The sequence below is a fragment of the Psychrobacter sp. UBA3483 genome (assembly GCF_002377905.1).
GTDB lineage: Bacteria > Pseudomonadota > Gammaproteobacteria > Pseudomonadales > Moraxellaceae > Psychrobacter.
Genome location: NZ_DFQS01000006.1, coordinates 1 through 25269 on the forward strand (window position 1 = coordinate 1; position 25269 = coordinate 25269).

The 25269-nt window shown below is 43.9% G+C and carries 20 protein-coding genes; 17 read left to right on the plus strand and 3 right to left on the minus strand.

Annotated elements, in window-relative coordinates; translation table 11 throughout:
• Positions 1-63 precede the first annotated feature (63 nt).
• From B2866_RS01660 to B2866_RS01700, 9 genes are all read left to right on the plus strand, one after another.
• Positions 64-963, plus strand: a complete 900-nt coding sequence (locus B2866_RS01660; protein WP_296190006.1) for a hypothetical protein — start codon at positions 64-66, stop codon at positions 961-963.
• A gap of 128 nt (positions 964-1091) precedes the next feature.
• Positions 1092-2201, plus strand: coding sequence for a 3-phosphoserine/phosphohydroxythreonine transaminase (gene serC / locus B2866_RS01665; RefSeq protein WP_296190009.1), 1110 nt, complete (start codon positions 1092-1094; stop codon positions 2199-2201).
• A 247-nt stretch (positions 2202-2448) separates the two neighbouring features.
• Positions 2449-4281 (plus strand): extracellular solute-binding protein, encoded by a 1833-nt coding sequence (locus B2866_RS01670; RefSeq protein WP_296190058.1) that lies wholly within the window; start codon positions 2449-2451, stop codon positions 4279-4281.
• Positions 4282-4413: 132 nt separating this feature from the next.
• Complete coding sequence (gloB, locus tag B2866_RS01675) at positions 4414-5193, plus strand: hydroxyacylglutathione hydrolase (RefSeq protein WP_296190011.1); 780 nt, start codon at positions 4414-4416, stop codon at positions 5191-5193.
• A gap of 42 nt (positions 5194-5235) precedes the next feature.
• The gene (yejB, locus tag B2866_RS01680; RefSeq protein ID WP_296190013.1) at positions 5236-6306 is read left to right on the plus strand and encodes a microcin C ABC transporter permease YejB; all 1071 of its coding nucleotides are present in this window, start codon (positions 5236-5238) and stop codon (positions 6304-6306) included.
• Complete coding sequence (locus B2866_RS01685; protein WP_296190016.1) at positions 6306-7388, plus strand: ABC transporter permease; 1083 nt, start codon at positions 6306-6308, stop codon at positions 7386-7388. Before yejB ends, B2866_RS01685 begins: the two co-directional genes overlap by 1 nt.
• 31 nt (positions 7389-7419) lie before the next feature.
• Entirely contained in the window at positions 7420-9102 is a 1683-nt protein-coding gene (locus tag B2866_RS01690) for an ABC transporter ATP-binding protein (protein WP_409520838.1), read from the plus strand.
• A gap of 54 nt (positions 9103-9156) precedes the next feature.
• On the plus strand, positions 9157-10371 hold the full coding sequence (locus tag B2866_RS01695) for a low temperature requirement protein A (protein WP_296190018.1): 1215 nt from the start codon (positions 9157-9159) through the stop codon (positions 10369-10371).
• Between the two features lie 259 nt (positions 10372-10630).
• On the plus strand, positions 10631-11941 hold the full coding sequence (locus B2866_RS01700) for an iron-containing alcohol dehydrogenase (RefSeq protein WP_296190022.1): 1311 nt from the start codon (positions 10631-10633) through the stop codon (positions 11939-11941).
• A gap of 123 nt (positions 11942-12064) precedes the next feature.
• Here B2866_RS01700 and folE read toward each other — a convergent pair whose 3' ends face one another.
• Positions 12065-12661 (minus strand): GTP cyclohydrolase I FolE, encoded by a 597-nt coding sequence (gene folE, locus B2866_RS01705; RefSeq protein WP_296190024.1) that lies wholly within the window; start codon positions 12659-12661, stop codon positions 12065-12067.
• Between the two features lie 352 nt (positions 12662-13013).
• On the opposite strand from folE, the gene B2866_RS01710 reads away from it, so the two are divergent.
• Together B2866_RS01710 and B2866_RS01715 are read left to right on the plus strand one after the other, a co-directional pair.
• Positions 13014-13820 (plus strand): enoyl-ACP reductase FabI, encoded by an 807-nt coding sequence (locus tag B2866_RS01710; protein WP_296190026.1) that lies wholly within the window; start codon positions 13014-13016, stop codon positions 13818-13820.
• A gap of 108 nt (positions 13821-13928) precedes the next feature.
• A complete protein-coding gene (locus tag B2866_RS01715) occupies positions 13929-14627 on the plus strand; it encodes a YoaK family protein (protein WP_144296217.1) in 699 nt (232 codons plus the stop codon).
• 51 nt (positions 14628-14678) lie between these two features.
• Here the strand turns inward: B2866_RS01715 and B2866_RS01720 are convergent, their stop codons facing one another.
• On the minus strand, positions 14679-14840 hold the full coding sequence (locus B2866_RS01720; protein WP_296190039.1) for a hypothetical protein: 162 nt from the start codon (positions 14838-14840) through the stop codon (positions 14679-14681).
• Positions 14841-15204: 364 nt separating this feature from the next.
• Between B2866_RS01720 and B2866_RS01725 the strand changes: the two genes are divergently transcribed.
• From B2866_RS01725 to B2866_RS01750, 6 genes are all read left to right on the plus strand, one after another.
• The gene (locus B2866_RS01725) at positions 15205-16626 is read left to right on the plus strand and encodes an SLC13 family permease (protein WP_296190043.1); all 1422 of its coding nucleotides are present in this window, start codon (positions 15205-15207) and stop codon (positions 16624-16626) included.
• A gap of 118 nt (positions 16627-16744) precedes the next feature.
• A complete protein-coding gene (locus B2866_RS01730) occupies positions 16745-17533 on the plus strand; it encodes a metallophosphoesterase family protein (RefSeq protein ID WP_296190046.1) in 789 nt (262 codons plus the stop codon).
• A gap of 90 nt (positions 17534-17623) precedes the next feature.
• On the plus strand, positions 17624-18214 hold the full coding sequence (locus B2866_RS01735; RefSeq protein WP_296190048.1) for a DUF1543 domain-containing protein: 591 nt from the start codon (positions 17624-17626) through the stop codon (positions 18212-18214).
• Position 18215: 1 nt separating this feature from the next.
• Positions 18216-18530 carry a hypothetical protein gene (locus B2866_RS01740; RefSeq protein WP_296190050.1) on the plus strand — a complete coding sequence of 105 codons (315 nt, stop codon included), beginning with the start codon at positions 18216-18218 and terminating at the stop codon, positions 18528-18530.
• 103 nt (positions 18531-18633) lie between these two features.
• Positions 18634-22980 carry an ATP-dependent RNA helicase HrpA gene (gene hrpA, locus B2866_RS01745; protein WP_296190053.1) on the plus strand — a complete coding sequence of 1449 codons (4347 nt, stop codon included), beginning with the start codon at positions 18634-18636 and terminating at the stop codon, positions 22978-22980.
• Positions 22981-23074: 94 nt separating this feature from the next.
• Positions 23075-23443, plus strand: a complete 369-nt coding sequence (locus B2866_RS01750; RefSeq protein ID WP_156508500.1) for a hypothetical protein — start codon at positions 23075-23077, stop codon at positions 23441-23443.
• Positions 23444-23559: 116 nt separating this feature from the next.
• Here the strand turns inward: B2866_RS01750 and B2866_RS01755 are convergent, their stop codons facing one another.
• Entirely contained in the window at positions 23560-24972 is a 1413-nt protein-coding gene (locus B2866_RS01755; RefSeq protein WP_068405282.1) for an aspartate ammonia-lyase, read from the minus strand.
• Between the last annotated feature and the right edge of the window lie 297 nt (positions 24973-25269).

Consider the following 25269-nt stretch of genomic DNA (forward strand, 5'->3'; position numbering starts at 1 on the left):
TACTTTCTGATACACCACCAAAGCCTGTAAATCCATTTTAGATAAGTAGGATAGTAAATAAGCATGAGTGATATCCAAGACCCGCTAGTTGTCATGCAACATCGTATGCAGCAGCGCCAGATTTTAGCGATGATGGGTATCAATCAGTGGGTGCAGCCGAGCTCTGAAACCATGAATATCGCCGATATTTCTGCGCCTGCCTTGCCTGATGCGGTTATAGCTAACGCTAGCATTGCATCTCATTCTAATGCTACTACTTCTACAACGAGCACCGAACAGCCAAGCATTGAATCTTCTAATATTGAATCCCCAAATATCGATACTATAAACGTCGCCATAGCAGATATGGTAGATGATGAGTCTAATCATTCTTATGATGACGCTAATGAAACAGGCTTAAGTCCTTCTGACCAACAAAGCCCCGTCATCTATAGTTTTGACTCGACTGCCCCTGATATCTCCAAGCCGGCCGTTACCTCACTTGTAAATACGGTTGTTCAGCAAACTGCTCTTGGTGACATAAATAATACTGCAAGCTTTGAAGATGGCAGTTTTCAAGACGGTGGTTTTAAAGAACAGGGCTTTAAAGAGAAAGACTTTAAAAAAGTAGCACCATTTGATTTACAAGGTGGTCGCTATGGCGATTGGGTGATTTTGGTTGATATCCAAGCACTCAATAATGACAGCCAAAAGCTGTGGCAAAATATCACCCAAGCGCTCTCCATCAATTGTGAGACGACCTCATTCCCTATTTGTGAAGGTATGGATACCGCTGAGCTTGCCAATGCCAGCCTTGCAGGATATGTCTTTAAGATTGGTCGTCGCGAAGAGATAAAAGTTGCCGCATTGACAGTGTTACCTGACGGTCTTGAGCATCCGAACTTTACCACTGTGCCGACACTCGATGAGATGCTTACTGATAGTAGCCTTAAACGTCAGCTGTGGGAGCAGTTATCAAAGTAGTATTAAAGGCTTACCACTTACGATTATTACTACTACTACGGCAGAGATTAAAAAATAACGATAACATTCACCTTTAACATTTAATCTTTAATAACCACGATGATTTCATCATATTTAGGATAATGATTATGACCACTAAAGCCGCTCCTAACCGTGTACCCAACTTTTCAGCGGGACCTGCCACCATACCGACCGCCGTCTTATCACGCGCTCAAGAAGAGTTGCTTGATTGGCAGGGACGCGGTATGTCGGTCATGGAAGTGAGTCACCGTAGTAAAGAGTACATCGCGATTACCGAAAAAGCGGAAGCCAAATTGCGCTCGCTCATGGACATTCCAGATAACTATAAAGTGCTGTTTTTACAAGGCGGTGCCAGCTTACAGTTTTCAGCGATTCCATTAAACTTATTAAATGGTGGCCGCGCAGATTATTTAACGACAGGTACTTGGTCTGGTAAAGCGGTTAAAGAAGCACAGCGCTATGCCAAACTGGGTTTGGGCAAGGTTAATGTGGTGGCAACGGGTAAAGACAGTAATTTTACTGACGTGCCAGCCCAAAGCGATTGGAACCTGAGTAAAGATGTGGCGTATTTCCATTACTGCGCTAATGAGACCATTCATGGTTTGCAGATTTTTGAGCCGCCACAAGTCGATGCGCCAATTATCGCCGATATGTCTTCTTGCATTTTGTCACAGCCAATCGATGTCTCTAAATTTGGCATGATTTATGCGGGTGCGCAAAAAAATATCGGGCCAGCAGGACTAATTATCGTCATTATTCGTGAAGATTTATTGGGCAAAGCGAGTGAGTGGTGCCCGCTGCTGATGAACTATGAACACCAAGCTGAAAAAGAGTCGATGTCAAACACGCCAGCGACCTATTCTTGGTATTTAGCAGGACTGGTATTTGATTGGTTAGAAGAGCAGGGCGGCGTTGCTGCTATTGGTAAAATTAACCAACAAAAAGCGGATTTATTGTATAAAACCATCGATGACAGCAGCTTTTATAGCAATCCCGTTGACCCCAAATATCGCTCTATCATGAACGTGCCGTTTACGTTAGCGGACAGCAGCCTTGATAAAGTGTTTTTAGAAGAGTCAGAGGCGGCGGGCCTCATGAATCTAAAAGGTCACCGCGATGTCGGTGGTATGCGCGCCAGCATTTATAATGCAGTGTCATTAGAGTGGGTACAGCAGTTGGTTGACTTTATGATTGCCTTTGAAAAAAAGCACGCTTAAGTTAGTACAGGCTTTGAAACAAAAGGCGCAACTTTAAGAGCTGCGTCTTTTTTTTATGTCTATTAGCGTTTTTTTAAGTAGCATAATGCGTTATGTAGCACCCTTAACACCGCAAAGCATTAGGTTAAAAAACCTAAGTTTGTTATGATAAAATTTCTTCAATTGCCTATTTTGCCGTCAGTCGCGCATTTTTTATCCAAGTCGGTTTAGAGTAGAAGGTCGTTATGAGGGGTATTACATAGTCATGATGCTAAAAAACACCATGCTAAAAGCCGTCTTGCTTGTCATGACTAGCAGCTGGATACCTGTTAGTATCGCAGCGCCAATCACCACGACTGCGCTTGGGCACAATAGTACCACTGAGTATATTGACGTTCCATACATGCCCTATGCCAATCCAAAGGCGCCCAAAGGTGGTACGCTTTCATTGGATGCACGCGGCACCTTTAATGCGGCCAATAAATGGATGACCACAGGTGTGGCGATGGTTGGTACGGACTATCTGTATGATACCTTGATGACAGGCTCACTCAATGAAGCCTTTACCATGTATCCGCAGCTGGCAAATAAAGTCACGTATGATCCTGACGATACCAGTTGGATTATTTACCATGTTAATCCTGCTGCGCGCTTTTGGGACGGGTCGCCAGTGACCAGTAGTGACGTCAAAGCCACTTATGATGCGATATTGAATAAAGGCCCGATGTATATCCGCAGCTATTTGGGCGATATTAAAGACATTGAGATTATCGATAAGCAGCGGGTAAAGTTTGTTTTTAAGTCTGATGATAATAAAGAGATATTATTAACGGTTGGGCAATTCCCTATTTTTGCTAAATCCTCGATTGATACAGATTTTGAGAAAATCACCTTAACGCCGCTCATGGGCAGCGGTCCTTATAAACTTGGCCGTGTCGATGCGGGGCGTGCGGTCAGCTATGTGCGTGATCCCAATTATTGGGGTCGTGATTTGATGGTCAATCGTGGTCGTTATAACTTTGATAGGATTAAGTTTGTCTATTATCAAAGTGATGAGATTGCTTTTGAGGGTTTTAAATCTGGGCAATATCGTTTCCGTCCGGAGAATAAAGCTTCTAATTGGGCAACAGGTTACAATTTCCCCGCCGTCAAAGCAGGTCTAATTAATAAAGAAACCATCAGCAGCGAAAATCCAGTACCTATGCAGGGTTTGGTCATGAATATGCGTAGGCCACTTTTTCAAGATATTCGCGTTCGCCAAGCCTTGACCGCAGCTTACGATTTTGAGTGGATGAATAAAACATTATTCCATGGGCAATATGAGCGCTTACAAAGCTTTTTTCATGGCTCAGAGCTTGCTGCTACTGGTATGCCATCTGCGGCTGAGATGCAGGTATTAAGCCCATTGCTCGCCAAGCTTGAACCGATTCAGCGGCAAGCGGTACTAGACGAATGGCGATTGCCAACCAGCGATGGTAGCGGCTTTAATCGTGAGGGGTTGTTAAAGGCGCGGCAGCTGTTGCTAGATGCGGGTTTTTATTATGATGATATGAAGTTGTATCAACCAAACGGCAAGCTTGCTCAGATTGAGATTTTGATGACAGGCGAAACCATGGGGCGTGTATTATTGCCTTATATCCGTAATCTAAAGCGTTTGGGCTTTGATGCGAGCTTACGTCAAGTCGATGGGCCGCAATATTACGAGCGCATACGCCGTTTTGACTATGATGTGGTCGTCGATGTCTTCGCCCAAAGTCTATCACCTGGTGCTGAGCAAGTGGGTTTTTGGGGCAGTGCCGCTGCTGATGAAGCAGGTAATCATAATACTATCGGTATTAAAAATCCTGCGATTGACAGTGTTATTAAAAAATTGGGCGACGCTAAAAATCGCGATGAGATTGTCTTATATACGCACGTACTTGATCGCCTGCTACGGGCAGGACATTATTTAGTCCCTTTATACGGCAAACCTAGCACCAATGTTGCCTACTGGAATCAATATCGTCATACTGCAAAACTCCCGACCAATGCTATCGGTATCGATTATTGGTGGACAGATAAAGAAGCAGAAGCTCGCGTTAATCTATACTTAAAGCAATAGTTTAAAATAATGGCTCAAAACAGTTATTTAAAAATTATCATTTAAACCAGTAAATAAAATCGTGTTTCATTTGGTTTTTAAAATTTAATAAAAAACATCAGTAATAAAGACAATCACTGCTAAGGATTTTATATGAGTATTCGTATTCACCCCATTAAAGCGTTCAATGACAACTATATTTGGACACTCATTAATGAAAATAATAAGCAGGCGATTGTCATTGATCCGGGTCAAGCCGAGCCAGTTATCGCCTATTTAGAAGAAAACGGCTTAGAGCTGACGTCCATCTGGACCACGCATCATCACCATGATCATATCGGCGGCGTCGCCGAGCTACAAGAATCTTATCCAATGACGCATTTGGTTGCGCATACCGAGCACAATGTCGATGAAGATCAAACTATTAAAGACGGCAGTACGGTCAGTGCTTGGGGCTGTGCCGCGCAAGTATGGGATGTGTCCGGTCACACCGCAAGCCACGTGGCATATATTTTGGATATCGATGGACAGAAGCATTGTTTTTGCGGTGATACCTTGTTTAGTGCCGGTTGCGGACGCGTCTTTACCGGCACGATTGAGCAATTGCATGACAGCTTTAAGCGTTTAAATGGCTTGCCAGCTGAGACGCTGCTGTATCCAGCCCATGAATATACTGCCAGCAACTTACGCTTTGGCTTATCTATTGAACCGGCTAATGAAGCGATGCAGCAAGCGCTTGCGCAAGCAGAAGAAAAAACCGCTCAAGGTATCCCGACGCTGCCAGTCACTTTAGAGCATGAACGCGCAATCAATGTGTTTTTACGGACGCAAGAGCCAAGTGTGATCGCAGGGGTGAAGTCTAAAATGACTATAGACGATGATAAGTCTTTGACGGTGTTCGCCGCGTTACGTGAGCTTAAAAATAACTTCTAAATACTAAGTTGTCATCTCTCTTTATTTTAGGAAGCCGCCATTATGGGTCGTTATATCTTAAAAAGGTTATTACTGATATTACCGACGCTATTTTTGATATTGCTGGCGAACTTTGTCATTGTACAAGCGGCGCCCGGCGGCCCTGTTGAGCAGCAACTGGCACTTATTGAGCAAAGCGCAAAAGACAGTGCGCTAAGTGGTAATCTTGGCGCGGGTAGTGCCGGTGGCAACAATAGCACTTACCAAGGTACGCGTGGTCTATCTGAGGAGATGGTGGCGGCGATTAATGCGCAATATGGCTTTGATAAGTCAGCCCCTGAGCGTTTTTGGCTGATGCTAAAGAATTACGCCAAGCTTGATTTTGGTGAGTCGTTTTTTAAAGGTCAATCGGTGACGGATTTGATTGTCGAAAAGCTGCCCGTATCCATCTCGCTTGGGCTTTGGAGCACGCTGCTGATTTATATGATCGCCATTCCACTGGGCGTGTATAAGGCCATGCATCATGGCTCAGGAATTGATAAAGCAACGGCCATGCTACTTGCTATCGGCCATGCGATACCCGTTTTCGTATTTGCCGTCATATTACTAGTATTTTTTGCTGGTGGCAGCTACTGGAATATTTTCCCACTGCAAGGATTAACCTCTGAGAATTTCGATCAATTAAGTGTACTTGGTAAAGTAAAAGATTACTTTTGGCATCTGGCGCTACCGCTCCTAGCAAGTACCGTTGGCGGCTTTGCAGGCTTAACCTATTTGACCAAGTTTAGCTTTTTAGAAGAGCTTGGTAAGCAATATGTCCTCACCGCGCGTGCCAAAGGCTTGGGTGAGCGCCAAGTTTTATACGGTCATGTCTTTCGTAATGCCATGCTGATTATTATCGCCGGTATCCCAGCAGCAATCGTTGGGATTTTCTTTGCCGGCAATTTTTTGATTGAGATTATCTTTAAACTTGATGGTTTGGGGCTCTTAGGTTTCGAAGCCATTCAGCAGCGTGATTATCCGGTGATATTTGGCACGCTGTTTATCTTTACCTTAGTGGGGCTGTTATTACAGTTAATCAGTGATTTGAGTTATCACTTAATTGATCCGCGTATTGATTTTGAGGGGCGCTAATGTCAAGTCATCCATTATCTTCAACGCCCTCAGCTGCCTCTTCTATCCCACTAGAAAAAAAACGTCGTCTAAATCCTATTTGGCAGGCACGCTTAAACCGCTTTCGTCACAATCGCCTTGGAGTGATATCGCTATTTATTTTTGCCCTGATATTTGTCATTTGTATGGCAGCCAATGTGATTGCTAATGACAAGCCGCTACTGGTGCAGTATCAAGGCGACTATTACTTTCCTGTCCTAAAAGCCTATCCTGAAACAACTTTTGGTGGGGTATTTGAGACCGAAGCCAACTATAAAGACCCTGCAGTGCAAACGCTGATTGATGAGCAGGGCTTTTATATTATGCCGCCCATTCCGTTTGCCGATCAGACGCCAAACGTTGAGTTAGGTATTCCATACCCAGCCGCGCCCAATAGCCAGAACTGGCTTGGTACCGATGACTTAGGCCGCGATGTACTGGCACGGATACTTTATGGGTTGCGGGTATCGTTATTGTTCGGTATCGCCTTAACGCTTGCGGGTGCACTCATTGGCATTATCGTTGGTGCGATACAAGGGTATTATGGTGGCTGGGTAGATTTGGCAGGGCAGCGCTTTATGGAAGTATGGGGCGGTATGCCGCAGCTGTTTATGATTATTATTTTGGTCAGCTTATTCAGCCCTAGTATCTTTATGCTGTTTGCCATGATGTTGTTATTCGGCTGGATGGGATTAGTCGGTTTGGTACGGGCAGAGTTTTTACGTGCGCGTAACTTTGATTATGTCCGTGCCGCGCGTAACCTTGGGGTGTCAGACAGTCAAATCATGCTCAGGCATATCTTGCCAAATGCATTGGCATCAAGCTTGTCACAACTGCCATTTATTCTAACCGCTAATATCATTGCTTTAACAGCGCTAGACTTTTTAGGATATGGGCTGCCACCTGGTTCGCCGTCGCTTGGTGAGCTGATGGTACAAGGGAAAAATAACCTCGATGCTCCTTGGCTTGCGCTATCAGGGTTCTTTAGCTTAACTTTTATCTTATCATTGCTCATCTTCGTTGGCGAAGCGCTACGTGATGCCTTTGATCCGAGGCGCTCCTGATATGTCAACTGATAAAATAATAACCGCTAATATGACGACGACTACTGAGCAAAATGCTAATGAGCAAAATGCCTATTTAAATCATAGTCATAGCAATAGCCAAAATAAGCTTATGCTGAGCGTCGATAAACTTAGCATCGTCACGGACGCAGGCATCCTTCTGGTTGATAAGCTATCTTATGAGCTACGGCAAGGGCAGACATTAGCTATCGTAGGTGAGTCGGGCTCTGGTAAGTCGATTGCCAGTCTTGCGCTATTAGGTTTGCTACCGGACAGTTTGACGGTTACAGGGCAGGTAAGGCTAGCAAACGCCACAGGCATGAGCGCGCTGCCAATAGCCAATGACAAAGGGCGCAATGCTGCGCTGCGCTCTATTCGCGGGCAGCGTATCGGTATGGTATTTCAAGAGCCGATGACGGCGCTAAACCCACTACATACCGTCGGCAAACAAATTGCAGAATCCTTGCGTATCAGCGGTATCCCCAAAAAACAGTGGCGCGATAAAAGTATTGCTTTGCTAGACGATGTCAATATCAACGACCCTGCTGATAAGCTAAATCGCTATCCGCATGAATTATCGGGCGGTCAACGCCAACGGGTAATGATTGCCATGGCATTGGCGCAGCAGCCTGATATCTTAATCGCCGATGAACCGACTACCGCGCTTGATGTCACCCTGCAACATGAGATTCTTGAGCTACTAGATAATCTCAAATGTCAGCACAATATGGCAATGATATTAATCAGCCATGATCTCAATCTGGTCAGGCGTTATAGTGATGATGTCATCGTTATGCGCCAAGGACAAACGATTGAGCAAGGGCAAACGGCAACGGTATTTAGTGAGCCAAAAGCAGAATATACCCGCTCGCTTATTCAGCAAGACTTTGGACAGGCATTGGATTTATTCGCTGACAGTAGTCAGCAACCAACCGTATTGCAGGTCAGCAACCTAAAAGTACAGTTTCCTATTGAAAAAAGTTTATTTGGTGGTACTAAACGTTGGTTTGATGCGGTAAAAGATGTCAATATGACCCTGCAGAAAGGTCAGGCATTAGGTATCGTTGGTGAGTCAGGTTCTGGGAAAACCACGATTGCTCTTGCGCTAAGCCAATTACTCAGTAATCAAGCGCGTGTCAGTGGTCAGATAATGGCCAATGGACAAGATATTACAGCATTGTCCAAACGTAATTTGCGCACCTTCCGTTCGCAAATTCAAATGGTATTTCAAGACCCCTTTGCCAGTATTAACCCTCGCATGACGGTCATGCAAATCGTCGAAGAAGGGCTGTTAGTACAAGGTGTCAATAAAGCAGCACGCCAACAAGCAGTGATGGATAGTTTGGCGACTGTGCATCTCCCCGTTGAGTTTGTGCAACGTTATCCGCATGAGCTATCAGGTGGTCAGCGTCAGCGCGTGGCGCTCGCCCGTGCACTCGTTATGCGACCAAGTCTGTTGATATTGGATGAGCCAACGTCGGCGCTTGATAGCACCACGCAGGTTACGGTGGTTAGCTTACTACGGGAAATTCAAGCAAAATTGAAAATCAGCTATGTGTTTATCAGCCACGACTTAAAAGTAGTCCGCGCCTTATGTCAGCATATGATGGTGATAAAAGACGGTGTGTGTATTGAGTCGGGCCCTAGCGAAGAGGTGTTTAATAATCCACAGCACCCGTACGCGCAGCAGTTGTTGCAGGCGAGTATGATTTAGCCTGAGCAGCAAACCAAACATTGATTCGAACCCAAAGAAATTGGAACATCCTATATGATCGGTAGGCTCAGTATAAAACCCATCCAAGCCCGAGATACCAGTGAGCCAAATCGTCCCTCAACCACGCTTGAGCTGCTATTTGACTTGGTTTATGTCATTGCTGTCGCCGCCGCTGCCAATGGGTTTTATAATCGCTTGAGTGAGCATGACCTGTCAGGGTTTTTAACCTTTATCATCGCGTTTTTTATCTTGTGGAATGCGTGGACCAGCTTTACGTGGTTTGCGTCAGGATATGATCCTGATGATTGGTTTTATCGCATCTCAGTGATGTTCCAGATGTTTGGATCACTGATGATAGCGGCTAATATCCATCAGTTTTATGAGCAAGGGCTGACATGGATTGGGGTGACGGGCTATGCCATTATGCGGCTGGCGAGTTGTAGTCAGTGGTGGCGCGTCTATCGACAAGTACCGGGTCACCAAAAAGTCGCTGGCCGCAGTATGGTCGGCTTGTTAACTCTGCAAGCGTTTTGGATAAGTTGGCTGTTTTTACCCGCATCGCTACAAACGCCCGCTCTGTTCTTGTTTATTTTAGCTGAGCTTGTCATGCCGATGTGGGCACGCTCAGAGCAGTTCAATAATTGGCATCCAGCCCATATTGCGGAGCGTTACGGGCTATTGACCATTATTGTCTTGGGTGAGGGTGTGGTCGGCGTCAGTAACAGTATTCAGTATTTTCTGGTCAATTCTGCCTCAGCCGCCAGCTCCATCATCTTCCTAGGCTCAAGCTTAGTGGCATTGGTTTTTTCTTTGTGGTGGTTATACTTTATCGTGCCATTCGATACTATTTTGAATAAAGAGCGTCGTCGCCATGACTTATTCTTGTTTGGCTATGGTCACTTTTTTATCTTTGCCTCAATCGCAGGGTTAGGCAGTATGTTAAATTTGGTCACAGAATCTGCTGCCGCTGACACCAGCGCGCCTGGCTATCAAATTATCTCCCAGCCTTACGCAATGGGTATGTTGATGGGTATGCTGAGTGTGTTTTTATTAACGCTCACGATACTGCGCGAATTAATGTGCCGTAAATCGCGTCATAACGTCATTGCCATGCTTATTGCTTTGGTAATTATTGGATTAAGTTATATGGCGGTTGTACAAGGACTGCCAATTACTTATGGTATTTGGCTCAGTATCTTGGCACCTGTGGTGATGATTTGGTATTTTAATCAAGATAATCAGCAATGGCTGGTGAAAGAAGCGGATTAATCTGGCTTATCAATAGACACTAAATAATCAGAACATCGCAGTTCATAATAATCATGACATCCTAAAAATAGCGGTGGTACAATAAGTTTGGACAGTAGTTTACTGTAGGTGGACACTGACACAGCACTTTTATAAACATTACCCTTATAAACAGCATCTGTATTTTGCAAGCATTTTTATTTTGCCAGCGGTGATAAATCACTGCTTTAAGTTGTCGTTATTGCTAGTATTAGCATCATTAAAAAGGATTTTTATACCCATGAAAAAACAAAATACTATTTCTAAATTGGTCAGTAGCACGGGCTTACAACACGCCGGTTATTTGGCGGTTGCCAAGACGCGTGCCAAAGTGCTAAAAGCTTTTGCGTATGTTGTCCCTATCAGAAGACCTATGTTATTCGTCGGCGAGACCTCGTGTGAAGATTTGTGCGACATGCTCATCAATGAAGGCAATACCAATGTTTTTATCGTCACTGACGCGGTATTAAACAAACTTGGTATCCCTGCCAAAGTCACGGATTACCTAGATAGCAAAAATATCAGCTATAAAGTCTATGACGGCATTACCCCAGATCCTACTTTTAAAGTCGTCGCAGAAGGACTGCGCAAGTCTGTCGACGCTAAATGCGACTCAATTATTGCCATCGGTGGCGGCTCGGTCATTGATGCCGCTAAGATGATTGCGATGTCACAAGGCAATAACTGCAAGCCAAAACAGCTTATTGGTATCTTGAAAGCTAGAAAGCCTTCGGTTCCGCTTTATTGTATTCCGACCACGGCGGGTACGGGTTCAGAAGCGACTTTGGGTGCGGTAGTATCGGATGATAAAACTCACCAAAAAGCCCTGTCTATCGACCCAAGAATGGTGCCATTAGCAGCGGCTATTGACCCTGTTATTATGAAAGGTATGCCGGCGCATATCACAGCAGATACAGGTATCGATGTCTTGACCCATGCTCTAGAAGCTTGGATGAGTGCCAATGCCAGCGTAGAGACCGACTACTATGCCGCTTCTGCGGTTAAATCTGTGATGCAAAACCTGCCCCTAGTTTATAAAGATGGCGGCAACCTCAAAGCCCGTGAAGAGATGGGTATTGCCGCTCATTACGGCGGTATCGCCTTTAATAAAGCCGGTCTTGGTTATGTCCATGCTATCGCTCACCAGTTAGGGGCGCATTATAGTATCCCCCATGGTCGCGCCAATGCCATTGTGCTGCCGTATGTGCTTGACGTCAATCGTAAAGGCAGCAAGAAAAGATTGGCAGAGCTGGCTCGCAAGACTGGTATGGTTAAATCAGGTCAAGCTGGCAAAAGCGATAGCGAGATTGCCGATCATCTCATCGCGCAAGTACGTGAGTTGATTGCTACGTTGAATATAGATCCGACCATTAAAGATATGCAAAGCAGTGATTTTAATGACATTGCCAAAGCCGCTGCAAAAGAAGTCAGCGATACTTATGCGGTACCGACTTATCTATCCGCTTCTGAAATCAAGGCCATCTTAACCAAGATTAAGCAAGCCAGTGATGAACATGCCAGTCGTGAGGCAAAAACTGATAAAGTTGCTTAATAGCTCTAATTTAATAGTTTCTAATTAATACTCTCTAAAAATAAAAAAGAGCACATTACTGATATCGCAATGTGCTCTTTTTTTTTGACTTTTTTATCTAACGCTGGTTTTATTTGATAGAGATTAGAACGCAGGTTTACGCTTTGGCACCGCATCTAAGAACTCGTTACGTGCTTGATTATCGTGTACATATTCGCCTAGCATCGCTGTACTGCGCGTGGTCGAATGCTGTTTATTAACGCCGCGCATCATCATGCACATGTGCGCTGCATCCATGACCACTGCTACACCGCGGCAACCTGTTACATCCATAATCGTTTGTGCCACTTGTTCGCTTAAATTCTCTTGAATTTGCAAACGACGGGCAAACATATCAACGATACGGGCGAACTTTGATAGCCCTAATACTTGACCATTCGGCAGATAGCCGATGTGCGCGACACCATGAAACGGCAACATATGATGCTCACATAATGAATAAAATTCAATGTTTTGCACCAAGACCAATTCACGATTGGTCGATGGAAATACCGCGCCATTGACCACTTCATCCAAGCTTTGATGATAACCTTGCGTCAAGTGCGCAAACGCTTTTGCCGCGCGTATTGGGGTATCTTGCAAGCCAGGACGTTCTAAGTCTTCGCCAGTTGAAGTGATTAGCTGACGATAGGATTCAACACTTTCTTGAAAATATGTTGCTATTGTTGGGGTATTGCTCATAAGTTTGGCAGCCATCCAAAATGTGGGTGTAGCTTAACGCTAATCCTTGTTTACAAACAGCGTTTGTAAAGGATTTTTATAAAAATTGTGCAAGCTGGGAGGGTTGTGATTATACTTGAAATCCGCTCAACTTCATACTGCTGTGGTCAGTAGATAATCGTTTTAGCAATATTCGGTGCTACTATTACAAGAAATTAAGTCCTTAGACCATATAAGTAAATACAGTATACGAGTGTTTACTTAAAGCAATTCGTGTATAATGGGTCATCTTCTAATTTATGCTTTTCCTCGCTATTTATGAGCGAGCTATTAAAAATAACTTATCATTTAAATCGATTTACAGGGAACTATTATGCTACTACAAGGACAACGCTTTGTCGTCACTGGCATCGCAAGCAAGCTTTCTATCGCTTGGGCAATCGCTGAAGCGCTGCACCGTGAAGGCGCGTCGCTAATTTTGACTTATCCCAATGACAAAATTAAAAAACGGGTCGATATGGCCGCAGAAGCCTTTGAAGCTGATTTGGTACTTGAGTGTGATGTGGCATCGGATGCGTCGATTGCGGCATGTTTTGAGCAAGTGACCGCACATTGGGGCGATGGTATTGATGGCGTTGTCCACGCGATTGGCTTTGCACCGATGGACCAGTTAGATGGCGATTTTGTCAATGCCACCACTCGTGAAGGCAGCCAAATTGCTCATGATATCTCAAGCTATAGCTTTGTGGCCTTGGCCAAAGAAGCACGCGCGCTGCTAGCTATGCGTCATGGTTCTATGTTGACCTTGACCTATGAAGGCAGTATTTCGGTATTGCCAAATTACAACGTCATGGGCATGGCAAAAGCCAGTTTAGAGGCCAGTGTGCGCTACCTTGCTACCTCAATGGGCGGTGAAGGTATTCGTGTTAATGCCATTTCGGCAGGTCCTATTCGTACCCTTGCGGCAAGCGGCATCAAGTCTTTCCGTAAAATGCTCGATATCAGTGAAAAAATTGCCCCGTTACAGCGTAATATTACCCAGAGCGAAGTCGGTAATGCGGCACTTTTCTTGTTATCACCGTGGGCATCTGGTATCACTGGCGAGATTATGTTTGTAGATGCAGGTTTTAATACCGTTGCCATCAGTGAGCAATTAATGATGCTTGATGAGACAAAATAATGGCTGTAAGCAGAATTAATATGACTTAAGTAGTAGGGAAGGCAGCCAATTGGCTGTCTTTTTGGTTATAATATGGGCTTTTTGGTGTTAAGCCATTAGGCAACGAATATGATAACCAGATTACCAAAATGGATATTGTGGGGCGGCGCTGTACTGGCATTTAGTGCAGGCTGCGTCAATACCGCCGCATTAATGGGTTTTACCAATCTATCTGTCTCGCATGTGACCGGTAATGTCAGCTTATTTTCAGCAGCGATTGCCCATTTAGACGGTCGCAGTATTTTATATATCGGTGCCTTGCTGCTGTCTTTTTTGGCTGGGGCAATATTAAGCGGTTTTGTGATTGGGCAACGATCATTAAAGCTGGGTCGGCGTTACGGCAGTGCCCTGTATATAGAAGCGGCGCTATTATTGATGAGCTATTGGTTATATCAGCAGCATGATTATTTAGGACAATTGGCAGCGGCGATGGCGTGCGGCTTACAGAATGCGATGGTCGCCACTTATAGCGGCGCGGTTATTCGTACCACGCATTTGACAGGTCTAACCTCGGATATGGGCGCTGCCATCGGTAACTGGTTGGCAGGTCGCCGTATTAGTAAACCCACCTTAGGTTTTCAAGCGATTATTTGGTACTGCTTTTGCGGTGGCGGCGCCGTCGGGGCGTTTTTATATGCCAAAGTTGGCTATGGCGCGTTATTTGTGCCTATTAGCATTGTTTTGAGTGCAGCTTTTTTCTATAACTATATGTCAGACCGTTTGCCAGAAAAAAGACAGCCGAGACAAAAAAAGCGCCCATCTGCTTGATGAGCGCTTTTTATTTTAACTTTTTGATTCAAATAAGCTTAACGAGACAAACTACTTATCGTCTTCTTCGTGATCTTCATGTTCATGCAACCCTTGCATCATATCTAATACGGAGTCGTCGGTACGCTGCTGATCTTTTTTATCCAAGCCATCTTGATTGATGTCTTTTGGCGCCATTTTTGTGGTCGAATCGGTTTTATTTGAATTTGGCATAAAGTACTCCTGTTTGTTTTTATCAATGTCCAATAAAAATTTTAAAAATATAATGGGTAAATTTATCGGCTTTTAGCTTTAATTAACTTATTTAGTATGAGATAGCACTGTACGCTTGTACATACACGGTGTACGCTTGTTTAGTGACGATGTGTAACCATACATCACAAGGATTACTGCTTAATTTTTCTATAACCACATTTATTGCAAAATTATCAGCAGCACTCTTAAATCAGTTTTTTGTTATATATCTGCTATGATGACGGCGTATTTTTGCGGTTACCGATTGATGAAGGGTATATCGCCAAAATACGCTTTTATTTTAGGTTTTTTACACTGTCTTTGGGGAAAATAAGGACATTTTATGTCAGAGCAAAAACTAGATAGCCATCTTCCTGATGATGGCAACGAGTATTTATTTACCGATACTTTTCCAAAAGGTACAGGTAAAGGGTTGATAGTGGTCGCTATTGCGGCGGTTATCAGTATGATTATCTATAACGTTTTGCCGTTTGATATCAATGCAAATAAAGGCCTGGCGATGTTGTTTTTCATCGGGGTACTGTGGCTGACAGAGGCGGTGCACGTTACGATTACGGCGCTTTTGGTCGTCGTCGTTGGTGCGTTGATTGGCATTCCAGAGTTTGATGCGGAGATTGGCTTACAAAGCTTTGCCAATCCGACGATTTATTTATTCTTTGGTGGTTTTGCTTTGGCAGCGGCACTACATGTACAGCAACTGGATAAAAAAATTGCGTTGAAGATTTTATCGATGTCAGGCGGTAAGCTCAGTACGGCAGTATTTTTGATATTTGGTGTGACAGCGTTTTTGTCGATGTGGATATCGAATACTGCGACCGCGGCGATGATGTTGCCACTAGCACTCGGTATTTTGACCCAAGTTGACCGTGAAAAAGACCGTGGCACCTTTGTTTTTGTATTACTGGGTATTGCTTATTCAGCGAGTCTTGGTGGTTTGGGTACGATTGTTGGTTCGCCGCCAAACGCTATTGCCGCAAAGGCACTTGATATTGCGTTTGTAGACTGGATGAAGTTTGGTATACCGATGATGTTGGTGCTCTTGCCATTATTATTGGGTGCCATGTATGTGTATTTAAAACCAAATCTAAACCGTAAGATTGTACTGCTTGAAGACGAGCCTATCGCTTGGAATAAACCGCGTATAGTGACGATTATCGTCTTTATCATTACCGCCCTTAGTTGGATATTTTCCAAAAAAATCGGCGCTGCATTAGATATCACGGATACTGATGCCGTAATTGCCTTATCCGCTGCTGCTGCTGTAGTGAGCTTGGGTTTGGTCTCATGGAAGCAAGTGTCTGATAATACTGATTGGGGCGTGCTCATGCTGTTCGGTGGTGGTATCGCGCTATCGACGATTTTGAAAGTATCAGGTGCGTCTTTGGTACTGGGCGAAACGGTTGCCAATGCGCTGTCTTCATCACCGCTTATTATAGTGATGATTGCCGTATCGGCATTTATTATCTTCTTGACAGAGTTTGCTTCTAATACGGCTTCTGCTGCTTTGTTAGTGCCAGTGTTTGCTGCTATCGCTGAGCAAATGGGACTGCCACAGGAAGTGCTCGTCTTGGTCATCGGTATTGGCGCCTCATGTGCATTTATGCTACCGGTTGCCACGCCACCGAACGCGATTGTCTTTGGTACGGGTCTGATTAAGCAAAACGAGATGATACGTGTTGGTGTTATTTTAAATATTCTTGCTACCCTAGTCGTCGGGTTGTGGGCGTATTTTTTCTTAATATAGCCTAGCAATTAAGTCCATCATAGTCCCTAAAACCCGATATTTATTAAATATCGGGTTTTTTATTTCCTTTTATTGTTAGTCTGTGTATAACAGAGTGATTTGTGAGGAAGAAAAAAGGATGGAGTATTCTAGTAATAAGCAATTCAATACTATTGCAGCTATCTCAGACATTCACAGTAATGTCTTTGCACTTAAAGCTGTGCTTGCTGATATCAGACATCGAGATATTGATCAAATTGTTAATTTGGGTGATATTTTATACGGACCGATTGCACCTAAAGCCACGTATGAGCTTTTAACGAAATATCAAGACGATATTATTACTATTCGAGGTAATCAAGATAGACAGATTTATGAAGCTACGACAGTAGAGATGAAAAGCAATTCTACACTGGCTTTCATTGCAAAAGATTTGCCTGAAATGGCGATAAGATGGATGCAGAACTTGCCTTTTGATTATCATTTGAATGAAGATATATATCTATGCCATGGGTCACCAGCGGACGACATGATATATCTATTGGAAAACATAGAAACAGGGCAGCCGATGCTACGTAATAACACAGATATTTTAGCATCGCTTAAGGGTATCGACAGTCCAGTTATCGTATGTGGCCATACTCATATTCCGCGTACAGTCATGCTATCGACAGGACAAATTGTTGTTAATACAGGTAGCGTTGGATATCCTGCCTATAAAGATGATTTACCAATCGTGCATAAAATGCAGACTTATTCGCCCCATGCCAGTTACGCTCTTATTAAATGTGTTGAAAACAATCAAGGTAAACAGTGGAAAACTGAGCATATTAGAGTGCCTTACGATTATGAAGCAGCGGCTAAATTGGCTTTAGCAAATGGTCGTGAAGATTGGGCATTTGCATTAAGGACAGGGCGGGTATTGTAACTGGAGAATAGTCAAAGTGTCTTTAGATCAAGCTGATAATATTGATTGTGGTAACTATAGTTTCTATATATCTAAAAAGGACTGGGTAAAATGCTAACACTATTTATGGTGCAACTTGGTGGTCGCCCAAAAGGTCGTTTAATTGAGCAGCACGATATTTTTTTTGGTGTGGCCAATCAAGTCAGCGAGCTGATAGAGGATATCAATCAGCACTGGCCTGAGGTTAAAAATAAATGGCACATTGACTCATATCGAGCGATTAGCAAAGTTGATAATTATGCGATTAAATTGGTCGAATCCAGTAACCAAGTCCAGAGTGCCAACGACTTAAAGCTGTTCTTTATCAATCTAGGGGGCTATCAGCGCGGTAGTTTCGAGGAATTTCATTATAAGCTGCTCATCGTTGCTGCTACTCAAGCGGATGCTATTAAACAAGCAAAACAGAGCGAATTTTATAAAGCCTTTACTTATAAAGATAAAGAATCGCCTTTTAATGCCGCCTCGCATATTGATGATAAGTTTGAGGTAGATATCGATGACATATACAACGTCAATGACCTTATCTCCAATGTTCGGTTGCTCATTGAGCCGATTACTAATGAGCGTCATGAGCTTGTGTATGCTGATGATAAAGAGTACGTTGGTTATTTGAGTATCAAGAATTTAAGGAAGTTAGCATAATATGGCTTTAAATATGTACTATAAAAATGGCATCATACGCAAAACGCGCAGCCAGATATCTGATGAGCTATTGACCACGCTTTATCAGGTTCACAATAATGCCAATTTTCCACAACTGACGTGGTTAATTGATAACTTTTATGAAAATCCACAGATTCAGCCTAATGTAGCGCAGGCGTTAGCTGATGAGGTGATCGCGTTTGAGAGATTAATACTTTCATTGCACCTACCTTTTCCTATGCTGCCACTGCAAAAGCTCCATAGCTTTTTTACGGAAGCTGCAACTAGCAGGCAGCTCATTCATAGCAGTAATTGATTAATATTTTAGTGAGGCAACCAAGCACTATAACCATCTTGAATCACGCCCAAATTACCCCCATAATCTAAGCACTTCCAAATAATAAATAGCCTAAGTAAATATGCCCAATACTTCTAAGAATATCGCAGAAACTCCTACTGAAAAAACCGCCGATGAACTAAGCTCTAATAAATTTAGCTCCAAGGAATTGAGCGTCAATGACCTAAGCGCTAATGACGCAAGTAAAGCTGCCAACCCAAATAATGATGACTCAAATATCACGGTAAACAGTGATAACGCATCTCCGCAAGCTAAGGTTGCCACTGACTTACCAGTTTTAGCCAAAGACAGCTATTTTCTCAGCCGTTTAGAGCGTGAGCTGGCGCGTGCCGCTGTAGCTAATAATAAAAGAGATAAAAAGGATTCTGATAATAAAGCAGAAGATGGGCTAACCAAAAAACGTGCGCAATATGACAAAATTAAAACCCGCTCACAGCAAGCGGTGCAGGCACGTATGGATAGTATTCCAGAGAAACTGGCAGAAAAACTAAATCTTGACTTGCCCGTGAGTCAACGTGCTGATGACTTGGTTCAAGGCATTATCGATAACCAAGTCATTATCGTGGCAGGTGAGACGGGCTCTGGTAAAACCACCCAACTACCGAAACTGGCCATGCTGGCAGGTCGCGGTATCACAGGGCAAATAGGGCATACTCAGCCAAGGCGATTGGCAGCTCGCAGCGTGGCAAACCGTATCGCTGAAGAATTAGGCGAGCAGCTCGGTAATACCGTCAGTTTTAAGATTCGTTTTAATGAGCAAGGGTCTGCACAATCTGTCGTGAAGCTCATGACTGATGGTATCTTGCTCGCTGAATTGGGTCATGATCGTTTTTTGAGTAAATATGACACCATCATCATTGATGAAGCGCATGAGCGTAGTTTAAACATTGACTTTATTATGGGCTATCTAAAAAAACTGCTGCCTAAGCGTCCTGATTTAAAAGTCATTATCACTTCTGCAACCCTTGATACCAAGCGTTTTAGCGAATATTTTAGCCATTATGATAAGAAGCTGAAACGTAACGTTCCTGCGCCGATTTTTAATGTCGAAGGGCGTAGCTATCCTGTTGAAGTTCGTTATCGCCCGCTGACCGATGAGCCAGTAAACAGTTCGGATGATGATAGCTATGATGACTTTGAAGAGAATCTGCCGCGTGCGGTGGTTGCTGCCGTCGAGGAATGCTTTAGCGATGCACAAAACAAAGGTCATGCCGATCAAGCAGATATTTTAATATTTGCGGCGACAGAAGCTGAAATTCGTGAGCTCCAAGAGGTGCTTGAACGTCATGGACCCAAGCACACTGAAGTATTGCCCTTGTTTGCTCGCCAAACTTATGAAGAGCAGCAGCGAATATTTCAGCCGTCAGGTCGCGGTCGGCGTATCGTTATCGCCACCAACGTTGCTGAGACGGCACTGACCGTACCCGGTATTCGCTATGTGATTGACTTAGGGTTTGCGCGGATATCTCGCTATTCGTATCGCTCGCGCGTGCAGCGTTTACCGATTGAAGCCATCTCACAAGCTGCTGCCAATCAGCGTAAAGGGCGTTGTGGTCGTGTCGCACCGGGTGTTTGTATTCGTCTTTATAGCGAGGAGGATTTTACTGGTCGTCCAGAATTTACGGAACCTGAGATACTGCGAACCAATCTTGCCTCCGTTATTTTACAGATGGCCAATTTGCGTTTAGGCAGTGTCGATGACTTTGCCTTCATTGAGCCACCTGATAGTCGCTTGGTCACTGACGGGCACAAACTGCTTGATGAGCTTGGCGCGATTACTTCTAAAAAAGAAGCCGCTTCTGCTAAGCAAACCAATAAGCCTAGAAAAGGTCTCGATCATTTAGTTCTGACGCCGACTGGGCAAAAAATGGCACGCATGCCCATTGACCCAAGGCTGGCACGTATGCTAGTTGCCGGTAGCGATTTTGATTGTATTCGTGAGATGCTCATCGTAGTTGCGGCGCTTGCTGTTCAGGACCCACGCGAGCGTCCTGCCAATAAGCGCCAGCAGGCGGATCAAAAGCATGCTGAGTTTCGTCAAGATGATTCAGATTTCTTATTCTATTTGAGCCTGTGGAAAGCCTTGTTTGAAAAGGACGAAGACGGCAACAAACTGTCTGGCAATCAGCGTAAGAATTTTACCAAGAAAAACTATTTGAGCTTCCCGCGTGTTCGTGAGTGGAATCAAACCCATCGTCAGCTGGTACAAATGGTCACTGAGCTAAAACTGACCGATGTTAAGGAGGCAAAAACTACTAATAAAGGTAGCAATAAAAAAGCTTCTTTAGAGAATGTGACGAGCGACCCTACCGCGATTGAAGATGAAGAACTCAAAGCCGTTAAATATGCCAATTTACATCGCGCGCTATTAACAGGTCTTTTATCTACGATCGCGCATAAAACTGAAAATCGTGGTGAGTATCTTGCTGCGCGCCAGCAAAAAGCCAAAATTTTCCCAGCCAGTACGGTGTTTAAACAAGTACCGCCTTGGGTGATGGCCTTTGAAGTGGTTGAAACTTCGCAAGTCTTTATGCGTACCGTTGCCAAAATTGAGCCGGAATGGATTATCTCAGCGGCAGGCGACTTATTAAAATATCACTACTTTGAGCCGCATTGGTCGAAGAAGACCGGACGCGTTAAAGCCTATGCGCAGATTAGCCTATTTGGGCTGATTATTATCAGTAAACAGCTGACCAACTATGAGCAAGTGAACTTGGCTGAATCGCGAGAAATCTTTATCCGTGATGGTTTGGTGACCGGTAATTTGGGTCGGCAAGCGCCATTTTTACAGCATAATATGGATAAAATCGCTGATATTGAACTTATCGAAGATAAATTGCGTCGCCGTGATTTATTGGTTGATGAAGAAGCACTGTATCAGTTTTATGATAAAAAAATCCCCGAGCATATTGCCAGCCGCAAAACGTTTGAAGATTGGCGGGCCGAGGTGGAAAAAACTGATACTAAGTATCTATTCTTCACTGATGATGACGTGCTTAATAGCCAAGCGCCAACGACAGGCGATTTTCCAGAAGTGTGGAAACTGGGTGATTTAAAATTACCGCTGCGTTATGTCTTTGATCCGTCAAGCGATGATGATGGCGTGACCATTCGTGTGCCACTGGTAGCGCTACCGCAGCTTGATGCAATTGAGCTATTGTGGGGTGTGCCCGGTTGGCGCTATGAGCTGGTATTACAATTGCTCAAGTCATTGCCGAAAGACATTCGCCGTCAAATCGTCCCCATTCCTGATACTGCCGATAGCTTGTTTGATGAATTGCAGCCCGCTGGTGGACAAGGGTTGCTTAAGCAGCTGTGCCAAGCTTTAAATCGTCGCGGCATTATGTCGGTGACGCCTGAGAGTTTTAATCCTGCTAGCATTGATCGCTATTTACAGCCGCAAATCTGCGTGGTCGATGACAAAAACCGCATTATCGAAAAAGGTCGCGACCTACAAACGCTACAAATTCGCCATGCTAGTGAAACCCGCCAAGCGGTGAATGAGCAACAAGGTACGCATACGGAGTTTCCTGAGCATTTTGCCTTTAGCAAAAATCATCATAGTGCAGGCGTGGTGATGAAACAGTTTGCCGCCTTGGTCGCAGACACGTCGGGCGAGGCGGTATCGATTCACCAATATACCGACGTTAATGCCGCGTTGCAGGCACACCGTGTCGGAGTTTTGACTTTAATAAAAGCTAAGCTTGGCGCGAAGAAAAAACAGCTCACCAGTCAGATTGATAAGATATTTAAATTGGCTTTTGCGCCACTTGGTGATATGGAGAAGCTAAAAACCATCGTTATCGATGCGGCATTAGATGCTGCGCTTGAGGAGCATTATGTGCTATTTGATCATACTGCCGATTTACCTGAAAGCGCTGATGATACTGCCGTAGCCCTTGCGGAAGAATTGCCTTTTACGCCAGAGGAGTTTGAAAAAACCTTAGAAGTCGTCGCTGGTAACTTCCTATTAACGGGTCAAGATGTCATAAAAACGCTTAAAAATGTCTATACGCGTTGGCAGCGTATCCGTCAGAGCTTACTCATGCTTGATAGAGAAATATTTGGCGAGTCTATCGAAGATATCGAAGACCAGCTAGAGGATTTGCAATTGGCTGATTTTGTTTATCGCATGGATTATAGCCATTGGCAGCAGTATCCACGCTATTTGGAGGCATTGGAGATTCGTCTTGAGCGCCTTGAGCATAATCTTGAAGCGGATCTTGATGGTGTCTACGCTCTTGATGAGCATATGGAGCGGCTGGCAAATCGTGCCAATGATAAAGCCATTAGCGAATATCGCTGGATGGTTGAGGAGTATCGCATTCAACTCTTCGCGCAGCCGATGAAAACCCGCATGGCGGTATCACCGAAGCGTCTAAATAAAATATGGGAGAAAGTGAGTTAAGGCTCAATTTGAGCTTTAGAACTTATTTATTGACCACATTTTTCTGGGCGTTACACAATAGATTGATGTAATTTTTTTAGCAGGATAAAAAATAATGATTAAATTTAGACTGATAATATTAGGATTTGCATCAACTATATTTATGATTACAGGCTGTGGTGAAACACAAGCCAGTAGCAATAGTGACATAAAGGCAGTCGCACTCGATGATGTGGCAAAAGAAGTACAGTTACGCGGTAAGTTTAAAAGAAGCTTTGAGGTTCATGAACTGGTTTCTAATGGCGTCACTTACTACGTATCAGATCCACAGCAGCTATTAATGAAAGATTCAAAAAGTATCAATCAACAAGGCTATTATAAATATTTCGAGACTTGCGTCGTTGGTAACATCAGCGCTATCGGTAAATATGGTCCTTTAGGTAAATATCAAAAGCAAATAACGGTCAGTGAAATCTGCGCCTAGTTTTGATAGCACGGGTGAATGAATGCACCTTCTTGCTCTAAACAATCTTTATCATCAATAAAAAAAGGCTGGATTAGCAATCGCTAATCCAGCCTTTTTATTTAACTATAGATAAACTATAGCAATACTCTAACCTTTGGATACACCATATTGGCAGGAGACAAAATATCATCTAGAGTTTCTTTGTCCATCAGTTTTTCTTCTAATACGATGTCGTAAACACTGCCGCCAGTTTCTTGAGCTCTTCTCGCAACAAAAGAAGAGGCGTCATAACCAAGGTGCGGATTTAGCGCGGTGACCAGACCGATATTATTGAATACCTCGACACTACATGCCTCGTTGTTCATCATCAGACCATCGATACAGCGCGTGGCAAACATCTCACAGATATTGGCCAGCATGCTCATACCGGTAAACAAGTTAAAGGCAATGACGGGCTCAAAGACGTTGAGCTGTAGCTGACCGTTTTCTGACGCCATAGCGATAGTATGGTCGATACCCATGACATGGAAGCAAGCTTGGTTCACCACTTCAGGGATCACAGGGTTTACTTTACCCGGCATGATGGAGCTACCAGGCTGCATTTCAGGCAAGCGATATTGCGCCAAACCAGCTCGCGGACCCGAAGACTGCAAACGTAAGTCATGGGCAATCTTAGATAAACGCGCAGCAAAGAGACGCAAATTGCCAGACAAAGCCACATAAGCACTGGTGTCTTGTGTCGCTTCAATCAAATCTTCAGCAATATAATAAGGTCTGCCAGTCAAATCAGACAAGGTTTTGGCAACTTCTTCAGAATAGCCCGCTGGTGCATTCAAGCCCGTACCAATTGCTGTGCCGCCCATATTGATTTCATGAAACAGCGCACGAGTAGATTCGATACGATCCATCTCTTTTTTGATCATGGTTGCAAAGGCGTTGAACTCTTGACCCGCGGTCATAGGCACAGCGTCTTGCAAATGCGTGCGACCCATTTTTAATTGATCGGCAAGCTCCGCGCTTTTTTTCTTAAGGCTGTTATACAAGATATCCATTTTACTTAATAGATGGACACAGTATTCATCTAACGCCACATTCATCGCTGTAGGGTAGGCGTCGTTGGTTGATTGTGACAAGTTGACATCGTTATTTGGATGCACGTGCTGATAGTCGCCTTTTTCGTAGCCTAGGATTTCTAAAGCACGGTTAGCAATCACTTCGTTGGCGTTCATATTGGTTGACGTACCTGCACCGCCTTGGAACATATCAACGATAAACTGATCATGATATTTATCAGCAATTAAATCATCGCACGCCGCTGCGATAGCGTCTTTAACGGTGTCATTTAGTACACCTACTTTATTATTGGCAATCGCTGCCGCTTTTTTAACGGTGGCAAAGGCACGAATAAAGGTCGAAAACTGGTTTAAGCGCACTCCACTGACAGTAAAGTTTTCAAAAGCACGTAGGGTTTGGATACCATAGTAAGCATCAGCGGGCACGTCACGATAGCCGAGTAGGTCATGTTCTTGGCGAGTAGCAGTTGTCATGCAATAAATCCTTTCAATAAAAAGCCCTGATTAAGACGCAAAGATACCGTCATTTGTTAACATGACAGTAATAGCCTTGCATTGGTAAGTCTATATGGTTGACCTTATAGCATAAGCCTTTTAGGTAGGGATTAACAATGAATATTTATTACATGACGCATAATAAAACAAAAAACTTTATATGATAAATAGTAAGCGCTAAGCGTTTTTTTTTGAAAAAAACCATAAGCTCATTACATCCACCACTAAAAGCAAAGATAATACCAAACCCAAGATATATAGTATAATCCACTTATG